The sequence below is a fragment of the Nitrogeniibacter mangrovi genome (genome assembly GCF_010983895.1).
GTDB lineage: Bacteria > Pseudomonadota > Gammaproteobacteria > Burkholderiales > Rhodocyclaceae > Nitrogeniibacter > Nitrogeniibacter mangrovi.
Map to the genome: position 1 here is coordinate 567,201 of NZ_CP048836.1, position 21,698 is coordinate 588,898.

Consider the following 21,698-nt stretch of genomic DNA (forward strand, 5'->3'; position numbering starts at 1 on the left):
GCAGATTCACCCCACCGGTGTCACCCCACCAGCCGCCCGCCGCGCCGGCGCATGCCGGCGGTGGCCAGGGCGCCCAGCCCCATGCCGCCGTGGGCATGGCAGATGGCGCAGGCGAGCGCGTCGGCGGCGTCGGCCTGGGGGGTGTCGGAGAGCGAGAGCAGGCGTTGCACCATGTGCTGGACTTGCTCCTTGTGCGCCTTGCCATGGCCGACCACGGCCTGCTTCACCTGCAGGGCGGTGTATTCGAGCACCGGCAGGTCGCAGGAGACCGCGCCGCAGATCACCGCGCCGCGCGCCTGGCCGAGCAGCAGGGTGGATTGCGGGTTCACGTTCACGAACACCTTCTCCACCGCCACCTGGTCGGGCTGGTAGGTGTCGATGACCTCGCGCACCCCGTCGAGCAGGGTCTTGAGGCGGCCGGGCAGCTCGCCGTCGCGAGTCTTGATGCAGCCGCTGGCCACGTAGCGCATCTGCTGGCCGAGGGTGTCGATGACGCCGAAACCGGTCACCCGCAGACCCGGATCGAGGCCGAGGATGCGGGTGGCGGTGATCCGGCTGGCGCTGCTCACGCGGCGTGGCCCTCGTCGCCCAGGTCGGGGATGCGCAGCAGCAGGTCGGTCGGGCCCATGTCCACGCCGGATTGCGACAGCAGGGTGGTGACCTGGCCGCGATGGTGGGTCTGGTGGTTGAAGAAGTGCATCAGCAGGGCGAAGAAGTTGCGCGTGGCCGGCACCCCCTTGCTGTTGCGGTAGGCGAGGTCCACGTCCAGATCCGATTCGGTGAGGGTGTCGGCCCAGTCGGCGATCACCGCGTCCAGGCGGGCGCGCCGGTCGGCCAGCTCGGCCAGGGTGTCGCACAGGCGCTGGTCGAGCGCCGTGGGCACGGGTTCGTGCTGGATCGGGGCGAGGGCCATGGCGCCGGTGGGGTGCGTGGCGAAGCGCTTGAGCCAGAGCAGATCGGCCACCATGAGGTGGTTGAGGGTGCCGAACACGGAGCCGAAGAAGGCGCCCCGGTCGTCGTGCACGGCCGCCTCGTCGAGCGTGGCGGCGGCCGCGTACAGGCGCGCGTTCATCCACCGGTTGTAGTCGGCCATCAGGCGGACATGGGCGCGGCGCTCCATGCTCAGACGATCACCGCGGTGCCGCTCACGCACACCATGAGCATGCCGTTGTCGGCGCCCAGCACCTCGTAGTCCACGTCGATGCCGACGATGGCGTTGGCGCCCAGCTGCTGCGCCGCTTCCTCCATTTCGCGCATGGCGATCTCGCGGGCGTCGGCCAGGGTGCGCTCGTAGGCGCCGGCGCGCCCGCCGACCACGTTGCGCACGGCGGCGAACATGTCCTTGAAGATGTTGGCCCCGATGATGGATTCGCCATTGACCACGCCCAGGTACTGCTGGATCGGGCGGCCTTCGAAGGTGGGGGTGGTGGTCAGCTGCATCGGATGTCTCCGGCGATGGATGTCGACGGCATTGTAGCGCCGGCGCGGCCATGTCAGCTTTTGCCATCGGTGCCGGTCTGATGCACAGTGGGGCCATCACGGCTGGACAACCACCGAAGGGAGAGCGGCAAGATGAAGACGACGAGCGTTGGCTTGGCGGCCCTCGTGACGGCATTGATGGCCGGGCCGGCCATGGCATGGGATCTGGACGGGACCAAGCAGATCGAGCTGGTCCGCAGCGACGGTAGCGCGGTGCATCTGGGGCAGGTGGTGTTCACCCCGGCCGACGGGCGCGTCGCGTTCCAGTTCAAGCGGGACGACAAGGCCTTCCAGGACTACTTTTTGTCCATGAAGGAATTCAAGTGCATCACCGGCGAACAGGAAGTGTTCTGCCACGTGCCCTATCCCTACCCCAACCCGAAGAGCGTGACCCGGGACGACCTGGCCTGGCTGGAGCATGCCTTCCTGTTCCTGCACAAATCGCCGACCGAGTTCGGCGCGCGATTGTGGAACGGTGTGATCTACAAGATGAGCATCACCGACGACGGTATCGTCGGCCGGCCGCAGGCGGTGGACCTGAACGCCATCAGCTCGCCGCCGACCGACCCGGCACCGCCCTATGGGCCGGGCGAGCGCAGCGACATCGAGCCGTCCTCGCGCGAGTTCGGCCAGCTGCGCATTCGCTGAAGGCGGCCGTGGTCAGGAGCGTCGCGCCAGCCACACCCCGGTGACCGCGATCCCCATGCCGGCCATGGCCATGGGCGAGAGGCGCTCGTCGAACAGGCCCCAGGCCATCAGCGCGGTGACCGGCGGCGTCAGGTAGAACAGGCTCGCCACATGGGTGGCACTGCCGGCGCGGATGAGCAGGTTGAGCAGGCTGATGGCGCCGACCGACAGCACCAGCACCAGCCACAGCAGGGCGAACACGAAGTGGCCGTCCCAGGTGATGTGCATGGTCTCGGTCAGGTGCGCCACCGTGGCGGTGGCCAGCAGCGTGGGCACGAACTGGATCACCGCGCCGGTGCGCAGATCGAAGCTGGGGCAGTAGCGCTTCTGGTACAGGGTGCCGGCGGTGATGCCCGCCAAGGCAGCCAGCGCCGGCCACAGCATGCGGACGAGCGCGCCGGCATCGAGCGCCCCGAAGCGGGCGCGGCCGCCCACCACCAGCGCCACGCCGGCGAAACCCATCAGCAGACCGAGCCACTGGCGAGCGGTGACGCGCTCGTCCAGCAGCCAGCCGGCCCCCACCGCCGTGAGCAGCGGCTGCATGCCCACCACCAGGCTCGCGATGCCGGCCGGCAGGCCGTGCTTGATCGCGGTGAACACCCCGCCCAGATACACCCCGTGGACCAGCAGGCCGGTGATGCCGATGTGCATCACCGTGCGACCGCTCTTCGGCCATGGGGCACGGCTGACCAGGGCGACGAAGGTCATGATGGCGATCACGAGCACATAGCGCGTGCTCAGAAAGGTGAGCGGCTCGGCATAGGGCAGGCCGAACTTGGCCCCGATGAAACCGGTGCTCCAGAGCAGGACGAACAGCAGGGGGTAGAGACGTTGTGTCGGCATCGGCAGGGCACCGGACAAGATGCCGGGATTCTGCGCGGTTTGCACGCGGGATGCCCGGCACGCTTTATCGATGGGCGGGCAGGCCAGTCCGCAATGGGGGGCCAGGAATGCCGTCACGAACAGGAATGCGAATTGTTCTTGTTATCACTTTTGTTCATGTGTAAACTGTGCCCGCCACCACCGGAACCGGACACCATGAAAACACTGATTGCCATCCTCGCCTTGCTCCCCGCCATCGCCGTCGCTGCCGACCTGGAGATGACCCTGACGATCAAGGATCATCGCTTTTCCCCGGCCGAGCTCAAGGTGCCGGCGGGCAAGAAGGTCAAGCTCGTCGTCGACAACCAGGATGCGACGGCCGAAGAGTTCGAAAGCCATGAACTCAATCGCGAAAAGGTGATCCCGGGGAACCGGAAGGCCAACATTTTCATCGGCCCGCTGCAACCGGGGCGTTATCCGTTCTTCGGGGAGTTCCACGAAGACAGCGCCCAGGGCGTGATCATCGTCGAGTAAGCCATGTTCGCATCCGCCGTCATCGTCTTTCGTGAAACCCTGGAAGCCGCGCTGCTGCTCGGCATCATCGCCGCGGCCGCGCGTGCCCTGCCGCATCGCAACCGGTGGCTGCTGGCCGGGGTGCTGGCCGGGCTGGCCGGTTCGGTGGCGGTGGCGGCGCTGACCGGCACCATCGCCGAGATGGCCGACGGCATCGGCCAGGAGCTGTTCAACGCAACCGTGCTGGGTCTGGCCGTGCTGATGCTCGCCTGGCACAACATCTGGATGTCGCGTCACGCCAGGGAGATGGTGCAGGGGGCCCGGGCAGTCGTCGGGGCGGTCGAGCACGGCGAGCGCGATCTGTCGGCGATCGCCATCGTGGTGGCGCTGGCGATCCTGCGCGAAGGGTCCGAAACGGTCCTGTTCCTGTTCGGGCTGGCCTCCGGTGGCGCGCCGCTGGCGCAACTGGCCGGTGGCGGCATGCTCGGGTTGGCGGCCGGTGTCGGTGCGGGATACGCCCTGTATGCCGGCCTGCTGCGGATTCCGGTGCGCCATTTCTTCTCCGTGACCGCCGCGCTGGTGCTCGTGCTCGCCGCCGGGATGGCTGGCCAGATGGCCCGGTTCCTCGTCCAGGGGGATGTGTTGCCGGCGCTGGCAAGTCCGTTGTGGGATACCTCCACCTGGCTGCCGGTCGATTCCGCCGTGGGCGCGGTCCTGCATGTGCTGGCCGGCTACGACGCCCGTCCCAGTGGCATGCAGGCGCTGTTCTATGGCGTGGTGCTGGTCAGCATTCTCGTCGGCATGCGCCTTGCCCGACCGGCGCCGCGCCCGGTGCCCGGCTGATATCCCGGTCGTGGCCGGATGGCCGCGGCGCCTTCGTTTTCTTTCTCTTCCTTCTGGAGTTCTCATGAAGTCTTCCGCAGTGTGCGTCGCTGCGCTGGCCTCGCTGTGCCTGCAGCACGCGGTGGCCGGTCCGGCCGACTATGTCTATACCCCGACCGTGGAATACGGTGAGCGCGAGCTCGACTTCAAGTTCGGTACCGCCAAGGAGCCCGGTGAGGATCGGGCGTCGGCGGCCAGCCTCGGCCTGGGTCTGGGCGTCACGCCCTACTGGTTCACCGAGGTCTATGCCAAGTTCAATCGTGTCGGGGGGGATGCCACCAAGCTCGACGCGGTGGAGTGGGAGAACAAGTTCCAGCTCACCGAGACCGGCGAGTATCCCGTCGATGTCGGGCTGGTCGTCGAGCTGGAGCGCCCGCAGGATCATGCCGAAGGCTGGGAGGTGAAGTTCGGCCCCCTGTTCCAGGCCGACCTGACGCAGAAGGTCCAGGCCAACCTCAACCTGCTGTTCGAGCGCCACTTCGATGCCGAAGAGGACAGCAAGACCGAACTGGGCTACCAGTGGCAGCTCAAGTATCGCTGGAAGCCGGAAATCGAGTTCGGTGCCCAGGGCTTCGGCGAGGTGGGTGAATGGAACGACTGGGAGTCGTCCGACGAGCAGTCGCACAAGGCCGGTCCGGCCGTGTTCGGCAAGCTGCCGATCGGCGATCATCAGGCCATCAAGTACAACGCCGCCTATCTGGTCGGGCTGTCGGATCATGCTCCCGACCATACCTTGCGGATGCAGGTCGAGTACGAGTTCTGACAGAACTGCGGGACATCACGGTATCAAACGAAACGCCGCCCCTCGGGGCGGCGTTTGTTCGTGTCGGCGAGACCTGACGGTCAGAGTCCGGCGCCGGCGCGCAAGGCCTCCGCCTTGTCGGTCGCTTCCCACGAGAATTCCGGCTCCTCGCGGCCGAAGTGGCCGTAGGCGGCGGTCTTGGCGTAGATCGGGCGCAGCAGGTCGAGGGCCTGCACGATGCCTTTCGGGCGCAGGTCGAAGTGCTCGCGCACCAGCGCTTCGATGCGCGCTTCGTCGATCCTGCCGGTGCCGAAGGTGTTGACCATCAGCGACACCGGCTGGGCGACGCCGATGGCGTAGGCGACCTGGACCTCGCACTTGTCGGCCAGACCGGCGGCGACGATGTTCTTGGCCACGTAGCGGCCGGCATAGGCGGCCGAGCGGTCCACCTTGGACGGGTCCTTGCCGGAGAAGGCGCCACCGCCATGGTGGGCGGCGCCGCCGTAGGTGTCGACGATGATCTTGCGGCCGGTCAGGCCGCAGTCGCCGTGCGGGCCGCCGACCACGAAGCGGCCGGTGGGGTTGATCAGGTAGCGCACGTTCTCGCCCATCAGTTCCTTGGGCAGCACCGGCTTGATCACTTCCTCGATCACCGCCTCGGAGAGCTGGGCGTGGGAGATCTCGGGGGCGTGCTGGGTGGAGACCACGACGGTGTCGATGGCGGTCGGCTTGCCGTCCACGTATTTGACGGTGAGCTGGCTCTTGGCGTCGGGGCGCAGCCACGCCAGGCGGCCGTCCTTGCGCAGCTCTGCCTGGCGCTGCATGATCCGGTGCGCATAGTAGATGGGCAGCGGCATCAGGCTGGGGGTCTCGTTGCAGGCGTAGCCGAACATCAGGCCCTGGTCGCCGGCACCCTGGTCGAGGTTGTCGTCGTGGGCATGATCCACGCCCTGGGCGATGTCGGGCGACTGGCGGTTGATGGCGGTGAGGATGGCGCAGGACTTGTAGTCGAAGCCGATGGACGAGTCGTCGTAGCCGATGCGGCGGATGGCCTCCTGCGCGACCTCGCGATAGTTGATGTGCGCGGTGGTGGTGATCTCGCCGGAGATGACGACGAGGCCCGTGGACACCAGGGTTTCGCAGGCGACGCGACCGGCCGGGTCTTCGGCGAGGATGGCGTCGAGGATGCTGTCGGAGACCTGGTCGGCGACCTTGTCCGGGTGACCTTCCGAGACCGACTCGGAGGTGAAGAGGAATTCCTTGGCCATGGGGCGATGACTCCAAAAAACAAAAATCCCCGTGAGTTTCCGGCGAGGCCGGCTCCGGGGATTCGTTCGAGCGGCGACGCTTTAGCAGTATTTGTTGCCGCCGGTGGCGGCCCGCCCTGCAAGTTGTCTTTAACTCGGCGGTATCGCCGGATTATAGGGGTTTGTTGCGCAATTACAAAACCGGGGCGCCAAAGTGGCGCTCAGGGGGCCGCGAGAGAGGGCGAAAATCCCGCCAATCGGGTATAAACGCCACGTGCTCACGCTTGTCATCGCCCGTCTCATCGCTGCCCTGCCACTGGCCTGGGTGCACCGCCTCGGTGCACTGCTGGGCTGGATCGTCTATGCCAGCTCGCCCAAGTATCGCGAACGGCTCAAGGGCAACCTGGCGCTGGCGCTGGGAGAGGCGGCGGAGCGGGTGCGTCCCGGGGCCATCGCCGAGGCGGGCAAGCAATCGCTCGAGCTGCCGTGGATCCTGCTGCGCACCCATGAGGAAGTGGTGGCCAAGGTGGTCCGGGTGAGCGGTTGGGCGCAGGTGGAAGCGGCCGAGGCGGCGGGCGAGGGCATCCTGTTCCTGACCCCGCATCTGGGCTGCTTCGAGATCACCGCCCAGCATTTCGCCGACCACGCGCCGGTCACGGTGCTGTACCGTCCGCCCAATTTCGAGGCCCTGGTGCCGCTGATCGAGGCCGGGCGCCAGCGGGCGCTGATGGCCATCGCGCCGGCCAACGTCACCGGGGTGCGCAAGCTCATCCGTGCGCTGCGCCAGCATCAGGCCATCGGCATCCTGCCCGACCAGACCCCCGACGAGGGCGAAGGCATCTGGTCACCCTTCTTCGGGCGCCAGGCCTGGACCATGACGCTGGCGGCGCGCATGTCCGAGGTCAGCCATGTGCGCGTGCTGTCCATCTGGGCGGAGCGGCTGCCGCGCGGCGAGGGCTATCACGTTCACATCACCGCGCCGCGCGAGGCGATCGAGGGCGACACCGAGGCGCGGGTCCACGCCATCAACCGGGAAATGGAACATCTGATCCGCGCCTGCCCGGCCCAGTACCTGTGGGGCTATCACCGCTATCGTCGCCCGCGCGGTGTGCCCCCGCGACCGGAGGATGCGGCATGAGCCGTCTGTTCATCGCCTTGCTGTGGCTGCTGCACTGGCTGCCGCTGAGCGTGCTCTCGCGTATCGGCGAAGGCTTCGGGTTGCTGCTGTATGCCCTGGTCGGACGTCGGCGCCGGATCGTCAAGACGAACCTGTCCAACTGCTTTCCGGACCTGGACGAAGATGGCCTGCATCGCCTCACGCGGGCGCATTTCCGCATGCTCGGGCGCAGCTTTCTGGAGCGCGGTCTGCAATGGTGGGCGCCGCGCGAGCGCCTGGAGCGGCTCGTACACCTGCATGGGGCCGAGCATGTGCGCCGCCTGCTCGACGAGGGCACGCCGGTGATTCTCATGGTGCCGCACTTCGTCGGCCTCGACATGGGCGGGCTGGCCATCTCCATGCACTTCGACGTGGTGAACATCTACGCGCGCCAGAGCAACAAGGTCATCGATCGCTGGCTCTACCATGGTCGATCGCGCTTCGGTCACCAGATCCTGCTGCCGCGCGACGAGAGCATCCGCTCCGTGGTGCGCGAGATGAAGGCCGGCCGGCCGTTCTTCTATCTGCCGGACATGGATCACGGGCGCAAGGACTCGGTGTTCGTGCCCTTCTTCGGCATCCAGGCCGCCACCATCACCGGGCTGCCGCGCTTCGCCCGCATGGCCAAGGCGAAGGTGGTGCCGGTGAGCTCGCGCTTCCTGCCCGGCGGGCAAGGCTACGAGATCACCCTGGGCGAGCCGTGGGCCGATTACCCGAGCGGGGATCTGGAGGCCGACGTGGCCTGCATGAACGCCCGGATCGAGGCCATGGTGCGCCCCATGCCCGAGCAGTACTACTGGGTGCACCGGCGCTTCAAGACGCGCCCGGAAGGGGAGCGGGGCTTTTACTGAGCCTCGTCCGCGCCGGCCTCTTCCTGCGCCGTGAGGCGGGCGATGACCAGCGGAAAGCCGGCGCTGCCGACGAGAGCGACGCCGGAGACGACGATCGCCAGGCCGGCGCCGCTGCTGCCCAGCAGGGGGTGCAGGCCGGTGCCGATACCGAGGAGCAGGGCCAAGCCGAACAGCAGGCAGGTCAGCCCCGACAGCCCCATGATCCAGGCCGACAGCGGCCAGCGGTAAGATCGAGTGCCCATGGCACGGATTCCGTGGAGGTGCGAAGGCGTCATTGTAGCGGGGCGGTGCGCCGGCAGTGGACGCACCGCAGTACCTGCGGGACAATCCCGCCATTCATGTACCACCAGAGCCTCGCTTCCATGCGCCTTCCGTTTTCCAAGATGCACGGCCTGGGCAACGATTTCGTGGTCCTCGACGCCACCGCCGCGCCCATCGAGCTGACCGCCGAGCGGGTCCGCTTTCTCGCCGACCGCCATTTCGGCGTCGGCTGCGACCAGCTGCTCGTGGTCGAGCCGGCCTCGCGCCCGGACGTGGATTTCCGCTACCGCATCTTCAATGCGGACGGCGGCGAGGTGGAGCAGTGCGGCAACGGTGCGCGCTGCTTCGTGCGTTTCGTGCACGACAAGGGGCTCACCGACAAGACCGCGATCCGGGTCGAGACCCGTTCCGGCATCATCGAACCGCGCCTCGAGGCCGACGGCTCGGTGACCGTCGACATGGGCGTGCCCGAGCTGGAGCCGGCGCGCATCCCCTTCGACTCCGGTTCCGACGCCGTGGTGCAGCCGCTGCAGGTGGGTGACACCATGGTGCCCATCACCGCGGTGAGCATGGGCAATCCGCATGCGGTGCAGGTGGTGGCCGACGTGGACGCGGCGCCGGTGGCGACCCAGGGGCCGGCCATCGAGTCCCATCCGCGCTTCCCGGCGCGGGTCAATGCCGGCTTCATGGAAGTGGTCGACGCCCACACCATCCGCCTGCGGGTGTACGAGCGCGGCGCCGGCGAGACGCTGGCCTGCGGCACCGGCGCCTGTGCCGCCGTGGTGGCGGGCGTCCTGCGCGGCCTGCTGGAGAGCCCGGTGCGGGTGCACACCCGCGGGGGCGAGCTGAGCATCGCCTGGCAGGGGCGGGGCACGCCGGTCATGATGACCGGGCCCGCGGTGCGGGTCTTCGACGCCGAGATCGAACTGGACTGAACCCAAGCGCCGGCAGGCGACAGGAGCAAACGCAAGCAATGAACACCGACGACGTTGTCCGATTCCTGCACGAGAATCCCGACTTTTTCGAAGAAAACGCCGAGGTGCTCGGTGCGCTCAACGCGGTCCATCCGCAGCGCGGCGACGCCATCTCGCTCACCGAGCGCCAGCTCCATGCGCTGCGCGAGAAGATCCGCCAGCTCGAGGGCAAGCTCGCCGAGCTGATCCGCTTCGGCGAGGAGAACGACGAGATCAGCGAAAAGGTGCACCGCATGGTGCTCTCGCTGCTCGATTCGGAAAACTTCGAGGCGGCGCGTGAGGCGGTGTTCACCCACCTGCGCGAGGACTTCGCCGTCCCCCATGTGGCCATGCGCATCTGGAACAGCGTGCTCCAGCGCGAGACCATCGAGTTCGCGCCGGTGTCCGAGGACGTGCGCTTCTACGCCGGCGACCTCAAGCATCCCTACTGCGGCGCGCCCGGCAATCTGGAGATCATCGACTGGTTCGGCGAGGCCGCGCCGCATGTGCGCTCGGTGGCGCTGGTGCCGCTGATGCGCGACGGCCGCGCCTTCGGCATGCTGGCCATGGGCAGCGAGGACGCCGAGCGTTTCTATGCGGAAATGGGCACCCTCTACGTGACCCGCATCGGCGACATGGTCAGCGCCGTCATGCGCAGCCATCTGGGGTAAGCCACGTGGCCGAGGGCCTTCCGCCCGGCTTCGAGGCGCAGATCGCCGCCTATCTCGACTATCTGCGTGCCCAGCGTCGCGCCAGCGCGCACACGCTGAGCAACTACCGCCGCGATCTGAACCGGTTGGTCGAGCTGGCCGGCGGTCGCGGGCCGGAGACGGTCACCACGGCCCAGATCCGGGGCTTCGCCGGCCGCCTCCATGCCGGCGGGCTCGCACCGCGTTCGGTGGCGCGGGCGCTGTCGGCATGGCGCGGCTTCTTCCGCTGGCGGGTGCGCCAGCACGGCGCCGCGCTCAACCCGGTCGAAGGCATCCGCCCGCCCAAGGCGGCGCGGCCCCTGCCCAAGAGCCTGGGGCCCGACGCGGTCGGTGCCCTGCTGGACGCCCCGGTCGAGAACGATCTCGACGTGCGCGACCGCGCCATGTTCGAGCTGCTGTACTCCTCCGGCCTGCGTCTGGCCGAACTGCTCGCGCTCGATCTCGATGCCCGCCTCGATCTGGCGGCGGGCGAGGCCACCGTGACCGGCAAGCGCGGCAAGACCCGGATCGTGCCCATCGGCCGCGCCGCGCTCGAGGCCCTGGCGGCATGGCTGCCGCTGCGCGCCACCCTGGTGGCGGCCGACGAGCCCGCGCTGTTCGTCACCCGCACCGGCACGCGCCTGTCGCAGGGCGCGGTGCGCAGCCGGCTCGACCGCTGGGTGCTGCGCCACGGCGGGGGCACGCATGTCCATCCCCACATGCTGCGCCACAGCTTCGCCAGTCATGTGCTGCAGTCCAGCGGCGATCTGCGTGCGGTGCAGGAGATGCTCGGCCACGCCAGCATCCAGAGCACCCAGGTCTACACCCACCTGGACTTCCAGCATCTGGCCAAGGTGTACGACCAGGCCCATCCGCGCGCCAAGAAGCGCTCCTGAGCGCCGGCCTCAGCGCCGGGGCGGCGGCGCCATGCGCGGGGCGTGCTGCCCCATGAGGGTGAAGAAGCGGGTGTAGAAGGCCGGATCGGTGACCGTCTGGGCGCCCACCTTGACCAGCGACTCCTTGCTCGAGCCCCAGGGCAGGGAGATGGAGCCGATGCGCGAGACGCTCAGCCCGGCCGAATCGGACTTCTCCTTGAGCGCGTATTCGGTCTCCACGGCGTTGGCGTAGGCGACGCTGCCGTGCGCGATCGGGGCGCACACCACGGTCACGTCGAGCACCACGTGTTCGTCCTCGTCGGGCTGGAACGCCTTGCTGCCGCTGATCGAAGTCTCGTCCGTACTCGACACCGCGTAGCCCTGGCTGAGCAGGGTGCGCCGGGCCGCTTCGCAGGTGGCCGCCGGGTCGGTGGTGAAGCGCGCCTCAAAGGGCGAATTCTCCCGGAAGCTTTCCTGGCGGTACATGGCGCTGCTGCAGGCGCCGAGCCCGAGCAGGGCGGCCAGTGCGACGGCGGTCATCAGGCGGCGTGGCATGACAGGGCTCCCGAACCCCTTGTTCACGGTTCAAGCATAGGCCTGTCGCAGGCTTGGCGACAATGGCGCGGGCGGCGTAAACTCGCGGCTTTTGCGCAAGGTCAAGCCTTCATGGCCCAGCTCATCCTCAAGCCCGGCAAGGAACGCGCGCTGTTGCGCCGGCATCCGTGGATCTACGACTCGGCCGTGGCCCGGCTCGAGGGCCGCGCGCGCGCCGGCGACACGGTCGCCGTGCTCACCGACGGCGGCAAGGCGCTCGGCAAGGCCGCCTGGTCTCCCGACTCGAAGATCCGCGCGCGCATGTGGAGCTTCGACCCCGAGGCGGTCATCGATCACGCCTTCTTCAAGCGCGCGGTGGCGGCCGCGGTGGCCCGGCGCGCGACGCATCCGTGGCTGGCGAAGCAGGATGGCGTGCGCCTCATCCATGGCGAATCGGACGGCCTGCCCGGGGTGGTGGTGGATCGCTTCGGCGCGGTGGTGGTGATGCAGCTGACCAGCGCCGGCGCCGACAAGTGGCGCGCGGCCATCGTCGATGCGCTGGTGCAGGCCACCGGCTGTGCCGCGGTGTACGAGCGCTCCGACTCCGATGTGCGCGGTCGCGAGGGGCTCGAGCCGGTCACCGGCTGTGTCCATGGCGAGTTGCCCGACACCCTCACCATCGAGGAACACGGCATCCGCATGGAGGTGGACGTGGTCGGCGGCCACAAGACCGGCTTCTACCTCGACCAGCGTGACAACCGCCGCCTTACCCGCGACCTGGCGGCGGGGCGCCGGGTGCTCAACTGCTTCTGCTACACCGGCGGCTTCAGCCTCCAGGCGCTGGCCGGCGGGGCCGCCTCGGTGCTGTCCATCGATTCTTCCGCCCCGGCGCTGGCCACCGCGGCGCGCAATCTGGCGCTCAACCCGGCGCTGCCGGCCGAGCGGGCCGCCTGGCAGGAGGCCGATGTGTTCGCCGCCCTGCGCCAGCTGCGCGACGCCGGCGAGCGCTTCGACCTGATCATCCTCGATCCGCCCAAGTTCGCCCCCTCGGCCGCCCATGCCGAACGGGCCGCGCGCGCCTACAAGGACATCAACCTGCTCGGCTTCCGCCTGCTCGACCCGGGCGGAATGCTCATGACCTACTCGTGCTCGGGCGGGATCGGCGTGGAGTTGTTCCACAAGATCATCGCCGGCGCGGCGGCCGATGCCGGCGTCGATGCGCGCATCCTCCATCGGCTCGCCGCGGCGCCGGATCATCCGGTCGGCCTGGCGGTGCCGGAGGGCGAGTATCTCAAGGGGCTGGCCTGCCAGGTCGGGTGAGCCCGGCCGGGCGCGCCGGCGGAATTGTCCTGCCTCAAGGCGTGCCCCGAGGGGGGTCTCTATCGTGCGCACACCGGGTCGCGTCGACCCGGATTCCCGATGGAGAGACAACACATGGACGGACTTTCCCTGCTCAACGAGCGCGTGTTCGGCTTTGACGCCCGCGGCGTCGCCAAGCGCTTTCGCCATGCCTCGATCTTCGGTGCGCTCGAGTCGCTCACCGACGGCGAGACCATGCGCTTCGTGAACGACCACGACCCGCTGCCGCTGCTCGACCAGATCCGCGCCCGCTACGGCAATCAGGTCGGCATCCAGTACCAGGCGCGCGAGGCCGGCAACATCGTCATCGATTTCACCATCCAGCTGGCCGCGGCAGCCGAGCCCGCCGCCGAGGCCGCACCGGCCGGCGGCTGTGGCGGTGGCGGTGGTGGCTGCGGCTGCTCGGGCGGCTGACGGCTTCGGCATTTACGCCTCTTTACATCTGCCCAACCGCGCTTAACCTTTTCGCGTCGCACACTGTCCTCAACGGTGCGGGTCTGCGCCCGCCCGTCGTGAAGAGGAGAGTGGCATGTCGGTGTTCGCACAATGCTGTGGTCCGGCACGACTCGTCGCGGGGCTCTGCGTCGCCATCCTGAGCGGGTGTGCGACGCCGCGTACCTCGCCGCCGAGCGTGCCTGCGGCGGCCCAGGCGCCGGCCGTGATCGCCTATCCGGCGCGCGGCCAGAGCGACCGGCGGGCGCGGCAGGACCGCTACGAGTGCCACCTGTGGGCCGTGCAGGAAAGCGGCTATGACCCCGCCACCGCGACGGCCTCCGCCCGACCGGCGCCACGGGTCATCGCCGAACCGCCGCCGGGCACCGGCACGGTCACCGGCGCGGTGGCCGGGGCCGTGATCGGCGCGGCGGTCGCCAACCCCCACCACACCGGTGACGGGGCGGCCGTGGGCGCGGTCGTCGGTGCCCTCGCCGGTGCGGGCGCGGACGCCTCGCGCCAGGCTCGGGCCGACGCGATCCAGGCCGAATACGATGCCCGGGCGGCGCGCAGCGCGGCGACCGAGGACCGGCGTGCAGAGGCCTACCGGCGTGCGATCTCCGCTTGTCTGGATGCCCGCGGCTACCGCGTGCGCTGATCATTGGAGGCGATCATGAAAAGTGTTCTTCGTCGGCTGGCCGCCCTGGCCGCCCTGCTGATGGCCGCGGCGAGCGCAGTGCCCGCGCTGGCCGATCCCCCCGACCGGCGCCATGAACGCGATCGCCCCTCTACCCGCCATGACGACCGCGCGCGCGACGCCTACCGCTATCCCTACCGGGGCGCGGTGGTCCCGCGGATCCCGCCCGGACACCGGGTCTATACCTACCGCGGCCATCCCTATCACTATCACGACGGTATCTGGTACCGGCCCTTCGGCAGCCGCTTCATGGTCGTGCTGCCGCCGGTCGGGCTGGTGGTGCCCATCCTCCCCTCGGGGGCGGTGGTGCTGACCATCGGTGGCATCCCCTACTACCGCTACGGCGACGTCTATTACGTGCATGAGCACGACGGCTACCGGGTGGTCGATCCCCCCGAGAGCGCCACGTCGGCGCCGGCCGCTGGCTCGGACGAACTGTTCGTCTATCCGCGCAACGGGCAGAGCGGCAAGACCCAGGCCACCGACCGCTTCGAGTGCCATGAATGGGCCTCGGGCCAGACCGGCTACGATCCGACCCTCAGCGGCGGCGGGGTGGGCGAGGACGCGCGCAGCGCGCGCCGGGCCGACTACCTGCGCGCCATGACCGCCTGTCTGGAGGGGCGCGGCTACAGCGTCCGCTGAGCGTGTGCGCTCAGACCGCGTCCTCGGGCTCGGTGCGCCTCGGCACGAGCTCGCGCCCGTCGTCCTGCACCGCGTAGAACAGGCAGTCCGAGCGGGCGATGCCGGGGTGGGTGGTGATCATGAACAGCTTCAGCGGCCGGCGGGTGCGCAACTCGCCGCCGACCAGGCAGAGCAGATCCTCGAGCACGCAGGTGTGCGCCGTGTTGCGCGCCACGAACAGATCGCGCAGGCCCGCGCCGCGCACCCAGCCCAGATGCGTGCCGGCCGGGGTGATGCCGAAGTTCAGATGCTCGATGTCCGCGCGCAGGGTGAGGGGCACGTCGGTGCGCGGCGCCCGATCGTAGGCCAGCGTGCACGCCTCGGTCAGTTCCAGGCGCACCGGGTTGTGCATCACCTCGATGGCGCCGGGGTCGGGTATGTCCGCCCACAGCTCGTCGCGGGTGAAGAAGTGGTCGATGCCCGCCCAGGCGACCGTGTGGGCGGCGTCGTCGAGCCGGCCGCCACACTCGATGGTCACGGTAGGGACGAGGTGTTCGCTGATCTCCATGAGCGCGCCGAGGCGCAGGTCGGTGTGCACCAGGCGGCGGGTGAACAGCGACGCCAGCGTCCGGTGGCGCTCATCGGCGCTGATGGAGACGGCGAAGGAGGGGCCCGCCCCCGAGGTGTTGTGCACGTCCACCACCGCTTCCGGCGCCACCGATCCGATCACTTCGAGCAGGCGTCGGGCCAGATGGCCGGGCGGGTCGATGTCGAAGGGCGGGCGGAAGCAGCGGTTCAGGTCGCGCGCGCCGGGCACCGTCCGATGGGAGAAGCGCGGCGCCAGCTGCGCCGCCGCCACCGAGGCGATCAGGCACACCACGTGGGTGGCCGGGCGCTTGCCCTCGCGCAGCCAGCGATGCAGGGCGATGAAACCGGACGGTTCGTTGCCGTGCAGCAGGGTCACCAGCACCCGGGTGCGTCGGGGATCGGCGCCGGCGAGGGTGATGCACAGCGGCTGGTCGAGGCGTTCGAGCAAGGCCTCGGGGGTCGCCCCCAGTGCTTCCGGCGCCGGATCGGCCAGATGGCGGAAGCCGGCAAAGGGGGGGAGAGGGGTTCGGGGGGCATGCGTGTCAGTCCCATTCGCCGACCGGCGTGTTGCTCAGGCTGGCGGTGTCGTAGCGCGCCAGCATGGCCTGCGCGGCGCTGGCCGGATCGCCGTTTTCGGCGCATTCGGCGAGTACGCGGCGCTGCCACGCCGCCCCGGTCTGGCCGCTGCTCAGGCGCTGCTCGATGACCGCCAGGTAGCGCTCGGCCTCGTCGCCGGCGATGCCGATGGCGCGCAGGCCGTCGTGGGCCACCGGCAGCAGCGTGGCGAGCAGGTCGGTCACCGGGTACTCGTGGCAGCTGTTCTGGTCCGGCGCCGGCCACACCAGGCGCGCATCGAGTCCGTCCTGGGCGGCCCGGTAGAAGTTGTACTCGGCGAGCGAGAACGGCAGCGCCGGCAGCAGGCGGTTGATCTGCGGGCGCAGGCCTTCGGCCAGGCCGATGTAGAGCGCGGCGTTGGCCACCATGTCCACCGGCGTCGGCCCGGCCGGCAGGGCGCGCAGCTCGATGCGCAGATGGCCGCCCTCGGCGTCGTCGTAGACGGGCCGGTTCCACAGCCAGACGGTGCCTTGGTGCAGGCGCAATTCCTCCAGCTTCGGCACCAGGCCGCGAGCGACGGCGACGAGCGGATGCTCTTCGCCGCAGATGGGAAAGAAGGGCGGGTACAGCAGCACCGACTCGGCGAACAGCTCGTGCGCGCCCTGGCGCACCCAGCCGCTGCCGAAGCCCACCCGCGGGCTCTGGTGCCAGTGGTAGCGGTCCTTGATGCGGGTGTCGATGGACTGCTTGAACAGCGGGATGCGGGTCTCGCACCACAGGTCGTGGCCGAACAGGCCGGGCGAATTGCCGGCGATGGCGACCGCCAGCGGGGTGACCAGCTGTACCGCGTTGAAGGTGTCGGCGTAGGCGTCGGGGGCGACCCGGTAGTGGATCTGAAACGAGGTGTTGGCCCCTTCCAGGGTGACGTCGTCCATGAGCAGGTCGAGCGGATGGCGTCCGTCGATGTGCACCTCGAAGCGCCCGCCCCGGCTGCGCTTGAGCCCTTCGACGAGCACATGGTAGCGGCTGCGGTCGGTCATGGTCGCCGGGCCGAAGTCGTCGGGCGTGAGCGTGGGCAGGATGCCGATGGTGAGGATGCGCGCCCCGAAGGCCGCCGCCTTGTCGCGCAGCCACGCCAGACGTGCCAGCATCTCGCGTTCGGTGGCTTCGAACGGCCGCGCCGAGAGGCGGTGGGGCGAGAGGTTGTATTCCAGGTTGTAGCGGTTCAGCTCCAGGGTGAGCTGGGGGTCGCCGGCGGCGCCCTGCACTTCCTTATTGACGCAGCGGGGGCGGCCGTGGGCGTCGACCAGATACATCTCCAGCTCGGCGCCGAGCGAGCCCTCGCCACGGCCGAAATGGGGCCAGGCGAGCACCTGGCGCAGCGCCGTCAGGTTCTCCTGCAGGCGCAGCGCGAAGGCCCGCTCCATTTGCGGGGTGAAGCCGGTTTCGGCAATGTCGGTGCCCATGGCGTGGCCGATCTCCCGGAAGCGCTGGTCACCCCCATTGTGCGGACAGTCCGGGGCGTCCCGTCAAGGGGTTTGCGCAGCGCTCCGGTCGGCCCGGGCGTGGGCGGCGGGCCGGTGATCGGGGTTTGGCACCACCTCGGCGCCGATGAAGGCGGCCGTGAACAGGATGATGGTGAGGCTCACCAGCACGAACTGGCGCCACTGCCACTGGCGCGCCCGTGCCACCGGCATGCCGCTGGCCATGTGGCGCATGAAGTTCACCCCGGCCGCCGCCAGCGCGATCAGGGCCGCGCCCAGCAGGCGCGCCGCGAGGCCGGCGAAATGGGTGGCCAGGGACGGGTCGAAGCGGTTGGGCAGGTAGAAGTCGCCGCGTAGAACGATCCAGAGGCCGCCCACGGCGCTGAGCATGACCACGAACAGCGACACCGTGCGCATCATGCCGCGCCGCTCTCCTCATCGATCAGGCCCGCCACCACCGGCACCAGCGCATCGCCCAGGGTCTCGTGGCTGTGCGCGTCCAGATGGACGCCATCGACCGGACTGGCGTGGATGATGTGGCTGGCGTCGAAGAACGCGCACTCCAGTTCCTTCGCCACTGTCGCCAGGGCGTGGGGAAAGCCGGTGCATTTGAGGTCTCCGCCGGCGAACTTGTCGGCCATGGTGCCGGCCGGGATGCCGATTTGCGGTGGGGCCACGAGCAGGATCGGCGGCACCGGCATGCCGGGCTCGATGGGCGCGGCGCGGATCTCGCGCACCAGGGCGGCGTTGCCCTGGGCGGCGTGCCAGCCGGTGTGCGGATGCATGGACTGGAAGTCGTTGTTGCCCAGCATCAGGATCACCAGATCGAGGGGGCTGTTGACCTCGATGCGCTGGGCCAGGCCCTGCAGCCCGGCGCGGCCGGGCTTGAACGGATCGTCCCACACCGTGCGGCGGCCGTTGAGACAGTCCTCGATGACGCGCACGTCGGCGCCGTGCGCCTTCAGGCCCAGTTCCAGCCGCCCCGGCCAGCGCACGTCGAAGGGGTGGCGTTGCCGGGTGCCGGGGACGATGCCCCAGGACAGGGAATCGGAATACACCAGGATCTGTTTCATGTGGCCCTCCGTACTCGTTCAGTCGCCAGCGCAGCCGCTGCGACGAGGCCTGCCGTGATCCGGATGGTCACGGCGTTTGCGCACGGTCTAGCGGCCGCCGAACAGGTCCTCACGCCCGGGCGGGGTGAGGCCGAAGTGCTGCCAGATGGCGTGGGTGGCGATGCGCCCGCGCGGGGTGCGCTGCAGGTAGCCTTGCTGGATCAGGTAGGGTTCGAGCACGTCCTCGATGGTGTCGGTGGACTCGCCGATGGCCGCGGCGAGGTTGTCCAGCCCCACCGGGCCGCCGCCGAATTTTTCCAGCACCGCGCCGAGCAGCTTGCGGTCCATGAGATCGAGACCGAGCGCATCGACGTCGAGCATGGACAGCGCCGCGTCGGCCACGGCGGCCGAGATGTGGCCGTCGGCGCGCACCTCGGCGTAGTCGCGCACCCGGCGCAGCAGGCGGTTGGCGATGCGCGGCGTGCCGCGGGCGCGGCGGGCGATCTCCAGCGCACCGGCGTCGTCGATGTCCACGTTCAGCAGGCCCGAGGAGCGGCTGACGATGGTGCCCAGCTCGTCCGGGGTGTAGAACTCCAGCCGCGAGACGATGCCGAAGCGGTCGCGCAGCGGGTTGGTGAGCATGCCGGCGCGGGTGGTGGCGCCGACCAGGGTGAAGGGCGGCAGGTCGAGCTTGACCGAACGGGCCGCCGGACCTTCGCCGATCATGATGTCGATCTGGAAGTCCTCCAGCGCCGGGTAGAGGATCTCCTCCACCACCGGCGAGAGGCGGTGGATCTCGTCGATGAACAGCACGTCGTGCGGTTCGAGGTTGGTCAGCAGCGCGGCCAGGTCGCCGGCGCGCTCGAGCACCGGGCCGGAGGTCTGGCGCAGGTTCACGCCCATCTCGGCGGCGACGATGTGCGCCAGGGTGGTCTTGCCCAGCCCCGGCGGGCCGAACAGCAGCACATGATCGAGCGCCTCGGTGCGCTTGCGCGCGGCGCTGATGAAGATCTCGAGCTGCTCGCGGATCTTCTGCTGGCCGATGTAGTCGTCCAGGCGCTTGGGGCGCAGGGCGCGCTCGATGGCGTCTTCCTGCGTGCTGGCGGTCTGGGGGGCGATCAGGCGCTCGCCGCCAGCCTGGAGTTTGTCGGTCTCGATCATCCGCCGAGTTTACCGGATGGCGGCCTTCTTGCGGATAGGTACGGTGGCCCCGGCGCCGGGCGTCACACCTTGGCGAGCAGCTTGAGCGCCTCGCGGATGCCCGCCGATACGCCGGTGTCGGGCGCCAGATCCTTCATGGCGCGCAGCGCTTCCTTCTCGTTGTAGCCGAGCGCCAGCAGCGCATTGAGGATGTCGCTGTGGGCGTCGGCCGGCGCCGCGCCCGCCGCCGCGGTGACCGTCGCGCCGGTGGCGGGCAGGGCCTTGCCGAGCTTGTCCTTGAGTTCCAGCACCAGGCGTTCGGCGGTCTTCTTGCCGATGCCCGGCACCTTGACGATGCGCCCGGTCTCCTGCAGTGCCACCGCCTGGGCCAGATCGTTCACCGACAGGCCGGAGAGCACCGCCAGCGCGGTGCGCGCGCCGATACCCGACACCTTGATGAGCTGGCGGAAGGCGGCGCGTTCCTCGTCGCTGAAGAAGCCGTAGAGGAAGTGGCCGTCCTCGCGCACCGCCAAGTGGGTGCGCAGGGTCACGCTCTGGCCGATGGCGGGCAGCTGGTAGAAGGTGCTCATGGGCACGTCCACCTCGTAGCCGATGCCGCCGACGTCGACGAGGATCTGGGGTGGGTTCTTTTCCAGCAGGGTGCCGGTGAGGCGTCCGATCATGGGAGGGGGGCTTTCAGAAGTCGGCGGCCTGGAAGGCCGGCAGGGCCTCGGCCTCGGCCGAGTGACGGGTGATGCGCGGGCAGCGTTCGGCGTCGATCAGCTCGGGGACCGCGTGGCGGGCGAAGCGCCAGGCCACGGCGATGCTCACGTCGGCCAGGTTGGGGTCGCGGGTGGCGCTGAGCCAGCCGGCGTCGGGCACTTCGGGTTCGAGCAGATCGAAGGCGGCGCGCAGCTGGTCGCTCTTGCGCGCGATCCACTCGGGCCAGCGCGCCGCTTCGGGGCGCAGGCGGGTCTCGTAGTAGAGCTGCACCGCCTTGTCACAGGCGGCCAGGGCCACGCTGGTCAGGCGCATGCAGCGCAGCCGGGCCTCCGGGTCGGTCGGGGTCAGGCGCTTGGAGGGCGCGGCCAGGGTCTCCAGGTAGCTGACGATGATCTGGCTCTCGACCATCACCGTGCCGTCGTCGAAGACCAGCGTCGGGGCCTTGACCAGCGGGTTGAGGGCGCGGAAGTCATCCGCCTGGCGGAACACCGAGATCTGCTCGTTGTCGAGCGACAGGTTCATCAGATGGGCGCTGACGAGGGTGCGACGCACGAAGGGCGAATCGAGCATGCCGATGAGTTTCATTGGGGGCGCTGCAGGAAAATTGGAACGAACGTTTATTGGCGCGTGAACCGGGTGACCGTGTCAAGCCGGCACCGCTTGTTGCGGGGCGTATCGGCGCATAGGATGGACACTTGACGGTACGGCAGGTAAGCACGATGACGACGCATCCGCACGATCCGGGCGCCACGGGGCAGGACGACGCCCTGCGTCCGGAGCTTCTGGCCAGCCCGGCCATGCTCTGGGCCGGGGGCGAGGCATGGACGCGGGTGGCCCGTTGCGAGCCGTCGCTGGGGCGCACCTGGGGGCGGCTGGTCATGCCGTTCGCGGCCATTGCGCCGCTGATGCTGCTGTTCGCCTCGCATACCCACCCCCAAGCGTTCGGGCTCGCGCCCGAGGCGCACAACTGGGAATGGGTGGCGGTGCTCCTGTGGCTGGCCGAATGCGCCACGGTGTGGTTGATGGGGACGATGCTCCACGTCATGGTGCCGGAGTCGCCGGCGCGGCCCTCGCGCGAGCAGGCCTTTCTGCTCGCCGCGCTGGCAGCGGCGCCGCTGTGGGCCTCGGCCATGGTCCTCGCGGTGCCCAGCGTCGCGGCCCTGCTGGTCGGTCAGCTGCTCGGCCAGGCGGCCTGTCTGCGCATGCTGGTGCGCGGCTTGCGCGCGCTGCGCCCCGGGGCCGAGGCGCTCGAAGCGGTGCACCTGGCCGTCATGGTGCACAGCGCGGTGCTGGTGCTGTGGGTGCTGCTGTTCGGCCTGTTCCTGATCTCGACGGTGACGCCGTAGCGCGCATCCG

The 21,698-nt window shown here is 69.4% G+C and carries 28 protein-coding genes; 14 read left to right on the plus strand and 14 right to left on the minus strand.

From position 1 onward, the window contains the following. Positions 1 to 20: 20 nt before the first annotated feature. From ruvC to G3580_RS02560, 3 genes are read right to left on the minus strand one after another with little or no spacing between them, the layout of a single operon-like run. Positions 21 to 569 (minus strand): crossover junction endodeoxyribonuclease RuvC, encoded by a 549-nt coding sequence (gene ruvC, locus G3580_RS02550; protein ID WP_173763772.1) that lies wholly within the window; start codon positions 567 to 569, stop codon positions 21 to 23. After that, positions 566 to 1,120 carry a DinB family protein gene (locus G3580_RS02555; RefSeq protein WP_173763773.1) on the minus strand — a complete coding sequence of 185 codons (555 nt, stop codon included), beginning with the start codon at positions 1,118 to 1,120 and terminating at the stop codon, positions 566 to 568. The genes ruvC and G3580_RS02555 overlap by 4 nt, the downstream gene beginning before the upstream one ends. 2 nt (positions 1,121 to 1,122) lie before the next feature. Next, entirely contained in the window at positions 1,123 to 1,440 is a 318-nt protein-coding gene (locus G3580_RS02560; RefSeq protein ID WP_173763774.1) for a heavy metal-binding domain-containing protein, read from the minus strand. Positions 1,441 to 1,572: 132 nt separating this feature from the next. Between G3580_RS02560 and G3580_RS02565 the strand changes: the two genes are divergently transcribed. After that, positions 1,573 to 2,127, plus strand: a complete 555-nt coding sequence (locus G3580_RS02565; RefSeq protein WP_173763775.1) for a hypothetical protein — start codon at positions 1,573 to 1,575, stop codon at positions 2,125 to 2,127. Between the two features lie 12 nt (positions 2,128 to 2,139). Here the strand turns inward: G3580_RS02565 and G3580_RS02570 are convergent, their stop codons facing one another. Then, positions 2,140 to 3,009 carry a DMT family transporter gene (locus tag G3580_RS02570; protein WP_173763776.1) on the minus strand — a complete coding sequence of 290 codons (870 nt, stop codon included), beginning with the start codon at positions 3,007 to 3,009 and terminating at the stop codon, positions 2,140 to 2,142. Between the two features lie 195 nt (positions 3,010 to 3,204). Here G3580_RS02570 and G3580_RS02575 point away from each other — a divergent pair, with 195 nt between their 5' ends. The 3 genes from G3580_RS02575 to G3580_RS02585 all read left to right on the plus strand — a co-directional run bounded on the left by G3580_RS02575 (position 3,205) and on the right by G3580_RS02585 (position 5,146). Next, positions 3,205 to 3,522: a cupredoxin domain-containing protein gene (locus G3580_RS02575; protein ID WP_173763777.1), complete on the plus strand. Its 318-nt coding sequence runs from the start codon at positions 3,205 to 3,207 to the stop codon at positions 3,520 to 3,522. 3 nt (positions 3,523 to 3,525) lie between these two features. Then, entirely contained in the window at positions 3,526 to 4,344 is an 819-nt protein-coding gene (locus G3580_RS02580) for an FTR1 family iron permease (RefSeq protein WP_173763778.1), read from the plus strand. 64 nt (positions 4,345 to 4,408) lie between these two features. After that, entirely contained in the window at positions 4,409 to 5,146 is a 738-nt protein-coding gene (locus G3580_RS02585; protein WP_173763779.1) for a hypothetical protein, read from the plus strand. 80 nt (positions 5,147 to 5,226) lie between these two features. Here G3580_RS02585 and metK read toward each other — a convergent pair whose 3' ends face one another. Further along, positions 5,227 to 6,393, minus strand: coding sequence for a methionine adenosyltransferase (metK, locus tag G3580_RS02590; protein ID WP_173763780.1), 1,167 nt, complete (start codon positions 6,391 to 6,393; stop codon positions 5,227 to 5,229). A gap of 253 nt (positions 6,394 to 6,646) precedes the next feature. On the opposite strand from metK, the gene G3580_RS02595 reads away from it, so the two are divergent. Next, positions 6,647 to 7,510, plus strand: coding sequence for a lysophospholipid acyltransferase family protein (locus G3580_RS02595; protein ID WP_173763781.1), 864 nt, complete (start codon positions 6,647 to 6,649; stop codon positions 7,508 to 7,510). Beyond that, positions 7,507 to 8,379, plus strand: a complete 873-nt coding sequence (locus G3580_RS02600; RefSeq protein ID WP_173763782.1) for a lysophospholipid acyltransferase family protein — start codon at positions 7,507 to 7,509, stop codon at positions 8,377 to 8,379. Before G3580_RS02595 ends, G3580_RS02600 begins: the two co-directional genes overlap by 4 nt. Here G3580_RS02600 and G3580_RS02605 read toward each other — a convergent pair. Continuing rightward, positions 8,373 to 8,621, minus strand: a complete 249-nt coding sequence (locus G3580_RS02605) for a hypothetical protein (protein ID WP_228720747.1) — start codon at positions 8,619 to 8,621, stop codon at positions 8,373 to 8,375. The two genes, G3580_RS02600 and G3580_RS02605, sit on opposite strands and share 7 nt — an antisense overlap. 120 nt (positions 8,622 to 8,741) lie before the next feature. Between G3580_RS02605 and dapF the strand changes: the two genes are divergently transcribed. From dapF to xerC, 3 genes are read left to right on the plus strand one after another with little or no spacing between them, the layout of a single operon-like run. After that, the gene (gene dapF, locus G3580_RS02610) at positions 8,742 to 9,575 is read left to right on the plus strand and encodes a diaminopimelate epimerase (RefSeq protein ID WP_173763783.1); all 834 of its coding nucleotides are present in this window, start codon (positions 8,742 to 8,744) and stop codon (positions 9,573 to 9,575) included. A 38-nt stretch (positions 9,576 to 9,613) separates the two neighbouring features. Next, positions 9,614 to 10,264 carry a DUF484 family protein gene (locus G3580_RS02615; protein ID WP_173763784.1) on the plus strand — a complete coding sequence of 217 codons (651 nt, stop codon included), beginning with the start codon at positions 9,614 to 9,616 and terminating at the stop codon, positions 10,262 to 10,264. Positions 10,265 to 10,269: 5 nt separating this feature from the next. After that, the gene (xerC, locus tag G3580_RS02620) at positions 10,270 to 11,178 is read left to right on the plus strand and encodes a tyrosine recombinase XerC (protein ID WP_228720748.1); all 909 of its coding nucleotides are present in this window, start codon (positions 10,270 to 10,272) and stop codon (positions 11,176 to 11,178) included. Positions 11,179 to 11,187: 9 nt separating this feature from the next. Here xerC and G3580_RS02625 read toward each other — a convergent pair whose 3' ends face one another. Next, a complete protein-coding gene (locus G3580_RS02625; RefSeq protein ID WP_173763785.1) occupies positions 11,188 to 11,712 on the minus strand; it encodes a DUF2242 domain-containing protein in 525 nt (174 codons plus the stop codon). Between the two features lie 111 nt (positions 11,713 to 11,823). Here G3580_RS02625 and G3580_RS02630 point away from each other — a divergent pair, with 111 nt between their 5' ends. From G3580_RS02630 to G3580_RS02645, 4 genes are all read left to right on the plus strand, one after another. Beyond that, on the plus strand, positions 11,824 to 13,011 hold the full coding sequence (locus tag G3580_RS02630; RefSeq protein ID WP_173763786.1) for a class I SAM-dependent rRNA methyltransferase: 1,188 nt from the start codon (positions 11,824 to 11,826) through the stop codon (positions 13,009 to 13,011). 114 nt (positions 13,012 to 13,125) lie between these two features. After that, positions 13,126 to 13,464: a DUF2249 domain-containing protein gene (locus G3580_RS02635; RefSeq protein ID WP_173763787.1), complete on the plus strand. Its 339-nt coding sequence runs from the start codon at positions 13,126 to 13,128 to the stop codon at positions 13,462 to 13,464. 115 nt (positions 13,465 to 13,579) lie between these two features. Further along, complete coding sequence (locus G3580_RS02640) at positions 13,580 to 14,140, plus strand: YMGG-like glycine zipper-containing protein (protein ID WP_173763788.1); 561 nt, start codon at positions 13,580 to 13,582, stop codon at positions 14,138 to 14,140. Positions 14,141 to 14,155: 15 nt separating this feature from the next. Next, positions 14,156 to 14,821: a DUF6515 family protein gene (locus G3580_RS02645; protein WP_173763789.1), complete on the plus strand. Its 666-nt coding sequence runs from the start codon at positions 14,156 to 14,158 to the stop codon at positions 14,819 to 14,821. Between the two features lie 10 nt (positions 14,822 to 14,831). On the opposite strand, the gene G3580_RS02650 is transcribed toward G3580_RS02645, so the two are convergent. The 7 genes from G3580_RS02650 to G3580_RS02680 all read right to left on the minus strand — a co-directional run bounded on the left by G3580_RS02650 (position 14,832) and on the right by G3580_RS02680 (position 20,927). Continuing rightward, positions 14,832 to 15,836, minus strand: coding sequence for a M14 family metallopeptidase (locus G3580_RS02650; protein ID WP_217424588.1), 1,005 nt, complete (start codon positions 15,834 to 15,836; stop codon positions 14,832 to 14,834). Between the two features lie 94 nt (positions 15,837 to 15,930). Then, complete coding sequence (locus G3580_RS02655; protein WP_173763790.1) at positions 15,931 to 17,409, minus strand: glutamate--cysteine ligase family protein; 1,479 nt, start codon at positions 17,407 to 17,409, stop codon at positions 15,931 to 15,933. 63 nt (positions 17,410 to 17,472) lie between these two features. Then, positions 17,473 to 17,847 carry a hypothetical protein gene (locus G3580_RS02660; protein ID WP_173763791.1) on the minus strand — a complete coding sequence of 125 codons (375 nt, stop codon included), beginning with the start codon at positions 17,845 to 17,847 and terminating at the stop codon, positions 17,473 to 17,475. Continuing rightward, positions 17,844 to 18,500, minus strand: coding sequence for an SGNH/GDSL hydrolase family protein (locus G3580_RS02665; RefSeq protein WP_173763792.1), 657 nt, complete (start codon positions 18,498 to 18,500; stop codon positions 17,844 to 17,846). Before G3580_RS02665 ends, G3580_RS02660 begins: the two co-directional genes overlap by 4 nt. 87 nt (positions 18,501 to 18,587) lie before the next feature. Continuing rightward, entirely contained in the window at positions 18,588 to 19,640 is a 1,053-nt protein-coding gene (ruvB, locus tag G3580_RS02670) for a Holliday junction branch migration DNA helicase RuvB (RefSeq protein WP_173763793.1), read from the minus strand. Between the two features lie 62 nt (positions 19,641 to 19,702). Then, a complete protein-coding gene (gene ruvA / locus G3580_RS02675; protein ID WP_173763794.1) occupies positions 19,703 to 20,302 on the minus strand; it encodes a Holliday junction branch migration protein RuvA in 600 nt (199 codons plus the stop codon). Positions 20,303 to 20,315: 13 nt separating this feature from the next. Further along, positions 20,316 to 20,927, minus strand: a complete 612-nt coding sequence (locus G3580_RS02680) for a glutathione S-transferase family protein (RefSeq protein WP_173763795.1) — start codon at positions 20,925 to 20,927, stop codon at positions 20,316 to 20,318. A 134-nt stretch (positions 20,928 to 21,061) separates the two neighbouring features. Here G3580_RS02680 and G3580_RS02685 point away from each other — a divergent pair, with 134 nt between their 5' ends. Next, positions 21,062 to 21,688, plus strand: a complete 627-nt coding sequence (locus G3580_RS02685) for a hypothetical protein (RefSeq protein ID WP_173763796.1) — start codon at positions 21,062 to 21,064, stop codon at positions 21,686 to 21,688. Positions 21,689 to 21,698 lie beyond the last annotated feature (10 nt).

Coding starts and splice junctions, on each gene's coding strand:
- G3580_RS02640 (WP_173763788.1), top strand. CDS start 13,580: ATGTCGGTGTTCGCACAATGCTGTGGTCCGGCACGACTCGTCGCGGGG.
- dapF (WP_173763783.1), top strand. CDS start 8,742: ATGCGCCTTCCGTTTTCCAAGATGCACGGCCTGGGCAACGATTTCGTG.
- G3580_RS02680 (WP_173763795.1), bottom strand. CDS start 20,927: ATGAAACTCATCGGCATGCTCGATTCGCCCTTCGTGCGTCGCACCCTC.
- G3580_RS02555 (WP_173763773.1), bottom strand. CDS start 1,120: ATGGAGCGCCGCGCCCATGTCCGCCTGATGGCCGACTACAACCGGTGG.
- ruvA (WP_173763794.1), bottom strand. CDS start 20,302: ATGATCGGACGCCTCACCGGCACCCTGCTGGAAAAGAACCCACCCCAG.
- G3580_RS02575 (WP_173763777.1), top strand. CDS start 3,205: ATGAAAACACTGATTGCCATCCTCGCCTTGCTCCCCGCCATCGCCGTC.
- G3580_RS02565 (WP_173763775.1), top strand. CDS start 1,573: ATGAAGACGACGAGCGTTGGCTTGGCGGCCCTCGTGACGGCATTGATG.
- G3580_RS02580 (WP_173763778.1), top strand. CDS start 3,526: ATGTTCGCATCCGCCGTCATCGTCTTTCGTGAAACCCTGGAAGCCGCG.
- G3580_RS02645 (WP_173763789.1), top strand. CDS start 14,156: ATGAAAAGTGTTCTTCGTCGGCTGGCCGCCCTGGCCGCCCTGCTGATG.
- G3580_RS02605 (WP_228720747.1), bottom strand. CDS start 8,621: ATGGGCACTCGATCTTACCGCTGGCCGCTGTCGGCCTGGATCATGGGG.
- G3580_RS02615 (WP_173763784.1), top strand. CDS start 9,614: ATGAACACCGACGACGTTGTCCGATTCCTGCACGAGAATCCCGACTTT.
- G3580_RS02665 (WP_173763792.1), bottom strand. CDS start 18,500: ATGAAACAGATCCTGGTGTATTCCGATTCCCTGTCCTGGGGCATCGTC.
- G3580_RS02630 (WP_173763786.1), top strand. CDS start 11,824: ATGGCCCAGCTCATCCTCAAGCCCGGCAAGGAACGCGCGCTGTTGCGC.
- G3580_RS02625 (WP_173763785.1), bottom strand. CDS start 11,712: ATGCCACGCCGCCTGATGACCGCCGTCGCACTGGCCGCCCTGCTCGGG.
- G3580_RS02600 (WP_173763782.1), top strand. CDS start 7,507: ATGAGCCGTCTGTTCATCGCCTTGCTGTGGCTGCTGCACTGGCTGCCG.
- G3580_RS02655 (WP_173763790.1), bottom strand. CDS start 17,409: ATGGGCACCGACATTGCCGAAACCGGCTTCACCCCGCAAATGGAGCGG.
- ruvB (WP_173763793.1), bottom strand. CDS start 19,640: ATGATCGAGACCGACAAACTCCAGGCTGGCGGCGAGCGCCTGATCGCC.
- G3580_RS02570 (WP_173763776.1), bottom strand. CDS start 3,009: ATGCCGACACAACGTCTCTACCCCCTGCTGTTCGTCCTGCTCTGGAGC.
- G3580_RS02660 (WP_173763791.1), bottom strand. CDS start 17,847: ATGATGCGCACGGTGTCGCTGTTCGTGGTCATGCTCAGCGCCGTGGGC.
- G3580_RS02685 (WP_173763796.1), top strand. CDS start 21,062: ATGACGACGCATCCGCACGATCCGGGCGCCACGGGGCAGGACGACGCC.
- G3580_RS02635 (WP_173763787.1), top strand. CDS start 13,126: ATGGACGGACTTTCCCTGCTCAACGAGCGCGTGTTCGGCTTTGACGCC.
- metK (WP_173763780.1), bottom strand. CDS start 6,393: ATGGCCAAGGAATTCCTCTTCACCTCCGAGTCGGTCTCGGAAGGTCAC.
- G3580_RS02560 (WP_173763774.1), bottom strand. CDS start 1,440: ATGCAGCTGACCACCACCCCCACCTTCGAAGGCCGCCCGATCCAGCAG.
- G3580_RS02585 (WP_173763779.1), top strand. CDS start 4,409: ATGAAGTCTTCCGCAGTGTGCGTCGCTGCGCTGGCCTCGCTGTGCCTG.